General features: G+C 67.0%; 6 protein-coding genes and 1 pseudogene. 1 reads left to right on the top strand and 6 read right to left on the bottom strand.

All coding sequences use genetic code 11. The annotated features are described in order from the left end of the window. From J0L98_RS19745 to J0L98_RS19720, 6 genes are all read right to left on the bottom strand, one after another. Window positions 1-3700: filamentous hemagglutinin N-terminal domain-containing protein (locus tag J0L98_RS19745; RefSeq protein ID WP_296413690.1), on the bottom strand; the 3700-nt coding region annotated here is incomplete at its 3' end. A gap of 11 nt (window positions 3701-3711) precedes the next feature. Then, window positions 3712-5412, bottom strand: a complete 1701-nt coding sequence (locus J0L98_RS19740; protein WP_296413689.1) for a ShlB/FhaC/HecB family hemolysin secretion/activation protein — start codon at window positions 5410-5412, stop codon at window positions 3712-3714. Further along, the gene (locus tag J0L98_RS19735) at window positions 5396-7345 is read right to left on the bottom strand and encodes a filamentous hemagglutinin N-terminal domain-containing protein (protein ID WP_296413687.1); all 1950 of its coding nucleotides are present in this window, start codon (window positions 7343-7345) and stop codon (window positions 5396-5398) included. The genes J0L98_RS19740 and J0L98_RS19735 overlap by 17 nt, the downstream gene beginning before the upstream one ends. A gap of 653 nt (window positions 7346-7998) precedes the next feature. Then, window positions 7999-8682: an SDR family oxidoreductase gene (locus tag J0L98_RS19730; RefSeq protein ID WP_296413685.1), complete on the bottom strand. Its 684-nt coding sequence runs from the start codon at window positions 8680-8682 to the stop codon at window positions 7999-8001. 69 nt (window positions 8683-8751) lie between these two features. Beyond that, window positions 8752-9588: a hypothetical protein gene (locus J0L98_RS19725; RefSeq protein ID WP_296413683.1), complete on the bottom strand. Its 837-nt coding sequence runs from the start codon at window positions 9586-9588 to the stop codon at window positions 8752-8754. A 203-nt stretch (window positions 9589-9791) separates the two neighbouring features. Continuing rightward, window positions 9792-10415, bottom strand: a complete 624-nt coding sequence (locus tag J0L98_RS19720) for a tetratricopeptide repeat protein (RefSeq protein WP_296413681.1) — start codon at window positions 10413-10415, stop codon at window positions 9792-9794. Window positions 10416-10941: 526 nt separating this feature from the next. On the opposite strand from J0L98_RS19720, the pseudogene J0L98_RS19715 reads away from it, so the two are divergent. After that, a pseudogene (locus J0L98_RS19715) lies at window positions 10942-11290 on the top strand (DNA polymerase IV); the annotation flags it as partial.

The raw sequence follows: 11290 nt of genomic DNA, 5'->3' as shown, positions 1-11290 counted from the left end.
CGCCGAGACCGCTCAGGTCACCGGCCACCTGCACGCCCAGGTTGCCGCCGGCCAGGATGCGCCCCGAGACGTTGCTCAGCGACGCGCCAGTGACGATGCTCAGGCCCTCCACCGCCGAAACAAGGCCCCCGTCGTTCACCAGACCCTGCGTCACCCGGACACTCGCAGCCGCACCCCCGTGCAGCGTGCCGCTGTTGCCCAGGGCGTCGGCCACGATGACCATGCCTTCCGCAGATTCGATGACACCGCGGTTGTCCACGGTGCCGCCCACCAGCAGATCAACATTGCCGCCATGGAGCAGCCCCCGGTTGTCGACGCTGCCCGCCACGACAGCAACGGAGCTTGCCGCCAGCAGCCCGGCGTTACTCAGGCGGCCGCCGTCAAAGCGGAACGTACCCCCACCGAGATTGCCCTCATTGCGCAGATCACCGACGACTTCAAGCCGATCACCCACGACCGTCCCGGCATTGCCCAGCCCGCCCTTCAACAACACGGCGGTGCCGCCGATCTGGCCCTGGTTGAGGGTCTCGCCGCCGACCTGGACAACATCCGCCGACAAGCGGCCGCTTGCCCCGTTCTCCAGCCGTCCCTCCACCATGACGGCCTGTGCAGCCGCAAGGCCCGTGTTCACGAGCGTGTTGCCCGCAAACGTCAGGATGCCCCCGGAGGAAAGCACCTCCCCGCCCGTCTCGAACCGGGGGCCTTCGAGGGCTATCGCGCCTCGGGCCAGCAAAGTGCCGGCAGCGCCCAGGTGGCCGGCTTCACGGGCCACCAGATTGATGCCGCCGTTGGCGAAGACACCCCCGGCTTCACGGGCATTGAAGGTCAATTGCGCAGCCCGGATGGATACCGAACCCAGGCTCTCGATCCGCCCTTCACTGGTGAAACTGCCCAGCGTATCCAGAACGAAGTCGGCAGTCGTATAAAGGAGCCCCCGGTTGGCAATGGGCCCGTTGGGCACATCAAGACGCAGGGCACCAAAGAAGCGGCTGTCACCGCCGAAGTCAATGCCATGCGCTGCGGCCAGCCGCGTAGCGCCCCCCGCCTCCAGGTTCCGCGCAAAGGCAATTGTCCCGGCTGCGGTGGCCACGGTCAGATCACCCCCCACCAGCGTCTCGCCGGAAAAGCGTATATCCCCCAAGGCATCGACCGACACACCGCCGGCCCCGGCCACACCGCCCGCCAGATCGATGCCCGCCGTGCCGCTGCGCAGGACGATGGGCCCGCGGGCGGCAAGCTCGCCGCCCACATCAAGCTGCCTGGAGGCATCAAGCGTCAGACCGGCTGCGGCGCTCGCGCCACCCTGCACAGCGATGCGCCCCTGGCGGCTGAGCAGGCTTGCCGCTGCGCCGCTGCCCACACCGCCAAGCACACGGATGTCGCCTTGCGCCGTCGCCGCCAGCGCCTCGTTGGAGGCAAGCGCACCGCCCACCGTGATGGCACCCTCGCGCACGGCAACGCTGAGCGGCCCGTTGGACAGCACCCCGCCGGTGACACTCACGCCCGTGAGCGCACTTAGCGCAAGTGCCCCACCCGCCCCGAGGGAATCCGCCTCGATCTGCCCCGCCTCGACCACCAGTTGGCCGGCGGCCAACACCTCCCCAACTCGAACCGAAGACCCAACCAGGCTGAGGTCGGCACCGGCAACGACACTGCCGGCAACCTGCAGCGCCGCTCCAGAGCGCAGATGAACATCCTCGCCCCCCGCCACCGGCCCCGCGACATGCAGCCCCTGGGCTGCGCTCACCGCCACGGCCCCCGGGGCGAACAGCGCCCCCGTTGTCACCGCACCGCCACTGCTGGCGATGCCCAGATCGCCCCCCGACTGGACGACCCCCGTACCCACCCCGTCCCGCCCGGCCAGTTGCACGGTTCTCCCGGCTACGAAAGGACTGGTGATGGACAGGGCGCCCCCCCGGGCCGTCACCTCGGCCCGGCCACCGGCACCACTTTCGGCAAGGGCAAGCCGCCCGCCGGCGCCCAGGCTCAGATCGCCATTCGCCACCACCCGCCCGGAGCTGACGAGGTCACCGGCGGTGTCGATGCGCAGGCTTCCGCCCGCCTCCACCCCGGCGGGAAGTACCAGGGCGCCCGCCACGATGGCCCCGTCACCCGCCACCATCACATCACCGCCGAAAACAGCCCGACCGGCCACAAGATCGAGGGCGCCGGCCGACACCCCACCGACGATGTCCAGGGTCTGACCGGCATGCAGACGCATCAGGCCACCCGCACTCAGTTGGCCGCCGGCACGGATATCCGCAACGGCATCCACCGAGAGGTTCCCTCCTACTGTCACATCCCCGTCCAGCCCCACCGAGCCGCTTGCCGCGAGGCGGGTGTTGCCGCTGACGGTCACCGCCCCCGGCGTCACCAGGTCACCGGTCACGGCCAGATTCAGGTCGCCATGGATCTGGACATCGCGCCCACCGTCGCCCAGTACCAACGAGCGGGCTTGGATCTGCGTTTCGCTGGCCGCCACCCCCGCGGCCAGACGCACCTGGTCAGCGCTGACGCTGGTGCGACCACCCGCCGTCAGCGGTGCCAGGATTTCCACCGAGTCCCTTGCCGACAGACTTGCGGAGCCGGCCACTGAGCTGGCCGCGTTCACGCTAGCCCGCCCGCCGGCATGGACGGAAAGGTCGCCGCCGCTCGCCGTGGCCCCCTGCATGTTCAGATTGCCGGCGGCATCGAGGGTGATGGACTGACGTGCCACCAGCTCGCCCACGCTGAGATCACCGGCGCTCCGAACCACCAGCCCCTGGCTGTCGGCCAGCAAGGGCCCGGCCATGCGCACACCGACGCCCTGGTCGGTGGACACGATGCGGATCTGGCTGCTGCTCATGGCGCCAAAGGCCGTGCCGTCGATGGCAAAGCTGCCGAGGGGCATGGCGGCAGGCGGTGCCGGGCTCAGGTTCTCGAGCTGCCCCGCCTTCTCGGCCACCCGCCCGGCCCCCGCCAGCACGGTGATGCCGGCAAGCTCGGGGTTGAGGTAGTGGGCCCGCACCGGTCCATCCAGCTGGATGGAAGCGCCCACCAGCTCGACCTTGCCGACCGTCCCCTCCAGGCCCTGGCCTTCGACACGTACCAGCCCACCCATCACATCGAAGCCAACCCCCGTGGCGCCGGTGAAGCTGCCGGGTTCGCCCAGCGCATCCAGCCACACCGGCGTGCCGGTGGAGAGCATGAAGCGCGGGCTGTTCACCGTGGCGCAACCGGCACAGGTGACCCCGTTGGGATTGGCCACGATGACCGCAGCCGGGGCGCCAAACACTTCAATCGACCCGGCCAGACGCGATGCCGCTCCCGCGGCCACCACCTCATTGACGATCACGCTGGCGCCAGCGCCCCCCGCCAGATTGGGATTGGCCGCCACGCTGCCCCCCAGCAGGGTCGTACCCGGCTGGCTGCTGTTGTTGAGGACCACACCTTCGGGGGCGACGTCGAAGCTCTGATAACGATTGTAGGAGGTGCCCGCCGCGTTGGGACGGGTAATATCCACCACGGGCACACCGGTGGAGGTCTGGCCGATGCCGGGCCGAAAGGCGATGGGGCCAGTGGGATCGGCAATGGGCGCCGCGTGGGCGCCGCCGGGCAGGATGCAGCCGGAACCGAACACGACAACCAGAATGCGTGCAGTGATCCGGCGCCAGGGGGCCACACGGGACATGTCGTCATCGGCAGGCAGGGGGGCACGCATGGGCAGATCTCTCAGAAGAACAGGCTCAGGGACAGGTTGAGGCGGAAGGCCGTATCGGGCATGTCCGACGGAAAAACGACGGGTTTGCCGGCAATCACCTCGAGGTTGCCGGCACGGATGGCCGCACGCAGCCCGAGGCCGGCTGACATGAGGGTGGCGGCACGCCCGCTGGCGAGAGTCCGGACATGGCCCGCGTCCAAGAAGGCAAAGGGCTCCAGGTGCACGCCGGCGGGCATGGCCCCCAGGCTGCGGCCAAGCTCGGTGCGCCAGTAGCCACCCCGATCGCCTCCCGCGGCAGACTCGGCAAAGCCCCGCACGCTGGCCACGCCGCCCACGAAGATCTGCTCCGAGGAGAACAGGGGCACACCGCTCCACTGCCACGCCCCGTTGCCACGCAGGCTCCAGTTGCCGGGCAGATAGAGGGCCGCGCTGCCCGACACATCCAGCTTGCCGAAGCGGGCGCGGGCCACCGGGCCACTGCCCGCCCCGGCATCGCCCATGGCGCCGAAGGCATCCAGGCCCCGGGAGAAACCCGCATCGACCATCCATTGGCCAACCAGCGCCGGCGACTCGAAGCGGGTCAGGCGGTTGATGCCGGCCCTCAGTACGGAGAGTTTCTGCGGGGCAAGGGCCACGTTGTTGATCTCCCGCCGCGCCTCCCGCACCGACAGGGCGAGGTCGGCCGCCACCTTGGTATCCCGGTCACGGAAGAGCAGCCGGTTCCACGACGCCGCATGGTTGGTGGAACTGCCATGGAGCAGCGCCACGTTGCCGATCAGGCTCTGGTACTCGGACCAGGTGGTGAGCAGGCTGAAGGTGTTGTAGCCCCAGGGGAGGGACAGGCCGGCATTGAGCGCATTGGTCTCCAGGCTGCCCGTGTAGCCGAGGTTGAGGTTCTCGTTGAGGCCGAACAGATCGCCCGTCTCCAGGCCAAGGCGCAGGCGCCGCGCGCCGGTGGAAGGGCTGCCCTGGTTGTCGGCGCCCAGCCAGGCCCGCCAGGCCGACGCAGCAGGCGGATCGGCAAACTCGAGCACCGAGCCCCCCGGGGTCTGCCCGGGCACGATGCGCACCTGGGCCTGCCGGCCACGCAGGCGGTTGAGCTGATCCAGCCCCTGTTCGATGTCCCGTAGCTGCAGGATGTCGCCCACCCCCATGGGCAGCGCCAGGCGCACGCCGGGCGCATCCATGGCGTCGGCCTCCAGCGGCCTGCCGTTGTAGCGGATGGCTTCGATACGGCCCGGCACGATGCGCAGGCTGAGCACGCCGCTCGCGAGGTTCTGACTTACCACGTAGGCCCGGGAGGTGATCTGCCCCGACTCGACAAGGTCGGCGTTAAGCCCCTGCAGCAGCAAGCCGATGCGTACAGTGCCCAGGTCAAGGCCGGTGAAGGGCCGCAGGCGGCGGGCCAGAACACCCGCCGGCAGCAGATCCCCGCCCTGCAATTCGATGTGCTCGATACGAAACATGGGCGCGATCTCGGCCACCTCGGCCGGATCCGGCCCCACTGCGGCCGGGGCGGCGGGCTGCTCAATGCGTGGCGTGGGCTGGCGCAACAGGCGCTCCCGCTCGCGCTCCATCTCCTCACGCAGGATGCGGTCGCCCTGGTCCTGGCGCGGTGGCGTCGGCTGCTGCTGGGCATGGGCGCTCGCTCCGGCCAGCAGAAGGGCCAGCGCAAGCGCAAAGCAGCGCTGCCGTTCAACGCCAGAACGCACTGAACAGGCCCAGGTGACTGGTCAGCTCAACCGGATTGCGACCCGGCGCCCGCGCGACGGTGATGACGCCATCGACACCCTGGCTCGCGGTGAATAAACCCCGGTCCTGGATGGCCTGGCCCGTCAGGATCAGGCGGCCGGTCTGGGCGGTGAATCCACCGCCCTGGTCGATGGCATAGAGGCCGGCCCAGCGGTCGCCGAAGAAGGCGCGCAGCCCGTCAGCCCGGCTCAGTGCCACATGCACCGGCACGCCCCGCGCTTCGATGTGGGGTGCGTCGAGATGCATGTCGCGGGTCGCATGGATCAGGCCCCCTTCATTCACCACGCGCTCGCCGGCCTTGAGGCGCACGTCCTGGCTGGCCAGGATCTGCCCGCCCACCAGGCTCTCGCTGACCTCTGCCGTGCGGCGGCAGAACAGAAGATTGCAGGACTCCCGCAGGGTGACCGCACCGGTAAGCCAGGCCCGGTTGAGAATCTCGCTGCGCCCCTCGAGCACCACATCGCCCTTGTTGGCGAGCAGGTTGCCACCCAGGTTGTGCACCTGTTTAGCCGCAACGCTGAGCTGCCCATCCGCCACCCAGTAGGCCATGTGTGCGGGATCTGCCAGCACACCGTTGTCGATGGTCATGGTGTGACGCGAGCGGGGCAGGCCGAGCCAGTTGCGCTCATCCCGGGACGACACACTGCGACCGCTGCCCGCCACGAAGACCGACTCGTTGAGCGCCATGCCGCCGGCTCGTAGGCTCAGGGCGCCGTTGGAGATGACCCGCCCGTTGACATTACGTATGTCGCCCCCCGCTTCCAGCAGCACGTCGTCAGCGGCACCGAAGATCACGGCACCGCTGCCACCTGCCGGTGTCTGATTGACGATGTCACCGTCGGCGACGATGCGCAGCGCCGCAGGCGCAGCCCCCTCCCCGGGGTTGCGGGCCACGCCGGAGAGACTGCCCCCCAGGTTGCTCAGACTGCCGCTGAGCCTGACATCAAGGCTTCCCGAAGCGGCTATCGAAGGTGCCTCACCCGACTCCGCCAGTACCTGGCGCAAGGATCCGGCCCGGATGAGGATGTCGCCGGCCGCCTCGATGCGCCCTCCCTTCTGCTCCAGCAGGCCGGAGCTGTCGATCACGAAGTCGCCCGACGTGGCCTGCAGATGGCCTGCGTTGCGCACACCGGCGCCGGCATCGGTGATCAGCAGCTCGATGCGCCCCGAGGTGACCCGGGCGTGGGCCGCGAGATCGATGACGATGCCCTCACCCGCGGACTTTCCCCGGGTGTAGTAGGCCCAGGGGGTCAGGTTGTCGGTGGGCGAGGCTGCCGTGTCGAAGAGCACACTGGCATCGCCCGCCACCAGTCGCATGAGCGCGGTGGGCGAACTGTAGGCATTGACAAGGGGGCCAGCCACGTCAACGCGTCGGGCCAGCAACTCGAGCCGGATCAGATCGGCAGCCAGACCGTCGGGGCCGATGGAGATGGCACCGCTCCCCGACGTGGCAGAGACGTAGGTTTGAACGCCACCGCCGACGGCCCGGCTTTCGAGTGCAAGGCTGCCCGCCACCAGGGCCACACTGCCGAAGTTGACGAAGCTCCCGCCGTTGATGGCGAGGCCGTTGGGATTGGCGAGGATCAGATTGGCCCGGGGGCCGTCCACCGACACCGGCCCTTCGATCACCGACGGCAGGGGCGCACGGACTTCCGCCACGATGTTGCGGGCGCCGACCGCCTGATTCTGGAAGGCCGCCCCCGCCGGGCTCACATCAAACCGCGAGAAGACGTTATGGGACACGCCGCCGGCCGCCGGTGCAAGCTGGATCAGCGTCTTGCCCGACGGGTCCACCGACACGGCCGTCGCCGTTCGGCCGTCCGGAACAACACCCGCCGAGGCACAAAGGGGAAACAGGGCACCCATCAGGCCCCGAAACAATACTCTTGGCATAAACCTGAACAAAAACACACCAGGTCGCCATTAATGCATTATTTGAATGTCATTGCAACAGGGCGCGAAACTTATCGCGAAAATGCTTATTGAATTATTCCAAGTGAACTCATCCAGCCATCCGCAGGGCACCGACCGGACAGGCGGCGAGGTTCGCAGATGCGGAAAAATTCAACCGGGAAGCCGGGCATTGGCGCAAGCGGTCGCGCGAAAGGCGCTTGCCATGGCACAGGCGCCTCACCCCGGTATTGATGTCTGTTTATCCATTGGCGGAGCCCACAGTGCCCACAAGCAAACATGCACGACTTGCCGTCTACTGCGGGTGGTTGTTGATGGCTTTCCCGCTGACCGGGTCCGCAAACCCCCTCCCCTGGCTGGCCGACGTATTCGGCAGACAATTGGAAAAGGGTATGGATTCATTGATTGAGGTAGGGTCGACACGAAAGCTGCTTGTGTCCGCCATGCCGGATCTGGCTGCCGGCACAAACTAGACCCTGCTCGACGAGGCCTTCGTCACGCGCGGGAGGGGCAAGGCCACCTTTGAGTACGCCGCCTACGAACTCGAAGCACGTGATCCGAAAAGTACGGGAACGAAGCCCCCGCAGGGTGCAATCAAGCGCCCCCCGGCGAAGGGTTCGTGAGCAAGCGCGGCGCTAGCGCTGTACCCACCCCCCGCACACCGGAAAGACCTGCCCGACAAAGCAGTTGGCCGCCTCGCTGCACAGATAGGCGGCAAACTCCGCGTCCTCGCTGGCGCTCACCAGGCGGCCGAGGGGCACCTCGCGCTTCAGGCGGTCCTGGAAGCGCGGGTCGGCCTGTACCTCGGGCGGGAAATAGGTGGGGTTGTCCACGAAGTTCTGGGCGATGGCATTGACCTGCACGTTGTGGGCGGCCACCTCGACGCCGAGGGACTGCACATAGGCAAGCTGGGCGCCACGGGCCGCACTGTAGGTGGTGGCGCCCTTGATACCGCGCAGGGCCGAGGCGCTGCCCATCACCAGGATCTTGCCGGCACGCCGCGCGATCATGGCCGGCAGTACCGCCCGGCACAGGCGCGGCAGGGGATCGACGAGCGCGGCAAACACCTCGCGCCATTCGGCCTCACTGACCTCGGTGGCCGAGGTGCGTGGATTGCGGATGGCCAGGTTGGCGACGAGGATGTCCACCTCACCCGATGCCGCGACCAAGGCCGCCGGGGCCTCCGGCTCAAGCAATGCGTCGGTGCTCGGGATCACCGTGGCGCCACGTCGGGCGAGCACCTCGCACAACACGGGGCCCATGAAGGCGTCGGCGTGGGTAACCAGGATACGTTTGCCCCGGAGGGATGAATCGGGCATTTTCATATCTCCTCTGTTGTGCAAAACCTGCCAAGCCGACGCGGTGGATCCGGGCGCCCCGGATAGCGTTTAGTTGACCTTCAGCTGCCCACCACGCCCGAGACCGCCTTTTACGTCCTGGGCCTTGTAGTTGCGCAGAGCGACAACCATCTTGTTGTAGGCGTCGGTGAACGCGGCGACGGTCGCCTTGCCTTCCGGAGTCTGGGAGAAGCCGCCGAGGCCCCCTGCCGCGCCAGGACCGAATGCCCCCAGGGCCGCGCCAAAATTGGTGGCCGTGGCGTTGCCTTCGGAGATGGCCAGCTGGACGCCAGAACGGATATCGAAAAGGGTCATGGTCACGACCGAGACCTTGCTTTCCATGCCGGCAGCAAGCAACGCGCCACCAGCACCCAGCAGGCCACCCACGGCACCGGCCATCCGGCCGGTGGATGAGTTGTCGATGATGATCGAAGGCTCCATGTAGTAGTCGGCCGCTACGCGCTGGCCCTTCTGCTGCTTGGAGCCGGCACGGAATTCACCGGAATTGCGCTGCTTGTCGGTGATCGCCGAGAGCTTGCTTTCGGTCCGGGCGTTGCCGACCGAAGTGATCACGAAACAGTTGGACTGCTGAACAGCCAGACGGATCAGCGGTTCGATGGTGGTGACTTTGGTGGCAGCGCCAAAGCTGGCATACCATTCCTTGCCACGACCATCGTCCACAGCAAGGGTACCGAGTGGAGCGGGGCACCGTTCGAGGGAGGCGTTTGCGCCGGCACTGGTGCCACCGCCCGCCGCACCGCTCACCGCGGTGGCATCGGGCGAACCGGTGCTCACGGAGCCGCCGGCCAGAGGGTTGTTGGCACAGCCTGCTAGGGTCAGCGAGGCGGCGACCGCGCCCACGATGGCAGTAAGTTTAGTGTTCAGCATCAGCACTCATCCTTCGAAAATGGATCATCAGGTGAGAGCGAGCGGATGAATCCACCGCGCGGCCCGCTTTCACCCCTGCACTACCCACCATACGCATTGCGCGGCTGGGCTATGCGGGGCGAACTCGAACCGCGCGTTGCTGATTTCTCCACACGCTCTGATTCGGCATTGCGCAGAAGGCAGATTGCCTTCGTGGTATTCATTCAGTAACGGGCGCCGTAGCCGTAGGGCCGATGGTCATACCAGCCCCCGTTGCGCCATTGCCATTCATATTGATAGCGCTCCATCCAGTAGCTGTTCCAGATGACCCGCTGGGAATCCACCCAACGCCGGTAAGCGACCTCATTCTGCTTTGCCTTTCTCGCCTGAGCCAGCAGGGATCTCGCCTCCTTGTCACCGCGTCCGGCGGCAATGGAAAGCCACTTCTCGGCTTCGGCCGGATCGGAACCCATCTCTTCCAGCCCCATCAGGTAGAAACGACCAACAGCAGTCTGGGCCTTCAGGAAACCACGCTCGGCCGCATCGCGCATCCACTTGAGCGCCTGATAGCTGTCCTGACGCACACCGTCGCCACGGAAGTAACGCAAGCCGAGGTCGTAAGCTGCACGGGGATCCTTTTCAGCCAGGGCAATCAGCTTGGCGGCCTGCTGTTCCGCCGCCGTATCACCTGCAGCGGCGGGATTGAAGGTAACCGCATCGCGCGGGCGTTCCGAGCAGCCGTTCTCGTCGCAGATCCGGACGGTCGGTGACGGTGTCTGCGCCATCAGGCTTGTGGAAAACAGCAGCGTCAAGACCAGGATATTTTTCATCAAACCACCCATGTCCATTCATCGGTACACATTCAATCGACCACCGCCAGCGTCACAACACCAAACCTGCATTGCGGAACCATCAGTCAACGACGAAAGCGGAACGCAGCAACCACGAAGAATGCAGAACAAGCACAGCCCGGGAAAATAAGTTAAACCCGTCAGGGACTTAACCCACCCCGAAAAATTGCCCACTGAATCCGCAAACACTTGGCATGCCGCATCAATCTTTCGGATTATCCTGCCAGCCCTCGTCGAATTCAACCACGAATTTGGCATGAAATTGCCGAATTTCACCCTTCCCAACGTACCGCCGTCCGCGCTGTGCGAACCGGTCTCGAACAAGACCTTACCCAGAGGCGGCAGCGGAGTGCGCATCCCTCTTCGAACCGAAACCGTTACTGGCGACACACGGTGCCGGCCGGCCACCTCCCACCCCGGGCCTGCGGGCACTACAACCCGTGCGGGACAAGGCGCAGCGCGGTGACGCGCGGTAGTGCAAAATAGCTGGCGGAATTCACACCACTCACCCGATCCCGGCCCCATGCCCCACCTCCCCCGCAGCATCGCCCACCTGGACATGGACGCGTTCTACGCGTCGGTGGAGCTGCTGCGTTACCCCCAGTTGCGGGGGATGCCGGTGGTGGTGGGTGGGCGGCGTGCCGTGGCGGGGGAACACCTCCACGACTTCCCCCGCCTGCGCAGCTACGCAGGGCGAGGCGTGATCACCACCTCCACCTACGAGGCACGGGCGCTGGGGGTGCATTCGGGCATGGGCCTGATGAAGGCCGCCCAGCTGGCGCCCGACGCCATCCTCCTGCCCGCAGATTTCGAGGCCTATCGGCACCATTCACGCCTGTTCAAGGCCGCGGTGTGCGCCATTGCCCCGGAGA

The sequence above is a fragment of the Zoogloea sp. genome, from assembly GCF_017302315.1.
GTDB lineage: Bacteria > Pseudomonadota > Gammaproteobacteria > Burkholderiales > Rhodocyclaceae > Zoogloea.
The sequence above is the reverse complement of the archived record's forward strand: the minus strand, read 5'-3'. Positions and strand labels throughout refer to the sequence as shown.

Bases quoted from the DNA above. Each gene is read 5' to 3' on its own strand.
- J0L98_RS19730 (WP_296413685.1), bottom strand. From the start codon at position 8,682: ATGCCCGATTCATCCCTCCGGGGCAAACGTATCCTGGTTACCCACGCC.
- J0L98_RS19725 (WP_296413683.1), bottom strand. From the start codon at position 9,588: ATGCTGAACACTAAACTTACTGCCATCGTGGGCGCGGTCGCCGCCTCG.
- J0L98_RS19735 (WP_296413687.1), bottom strand. From the start codon at position 7,345: ATGCCAAGAGTATTGTTTCGGGGCCTGATGGGTGCCCTGTTTCCCCTT.
- J0L98_RS19720 (WP_296413681.1), bottom strand. From the start codon at position 10,415: ATGGACATGGGTGGTTTGATGAAAAATATCCTGGTCTTGACGCTGCTG.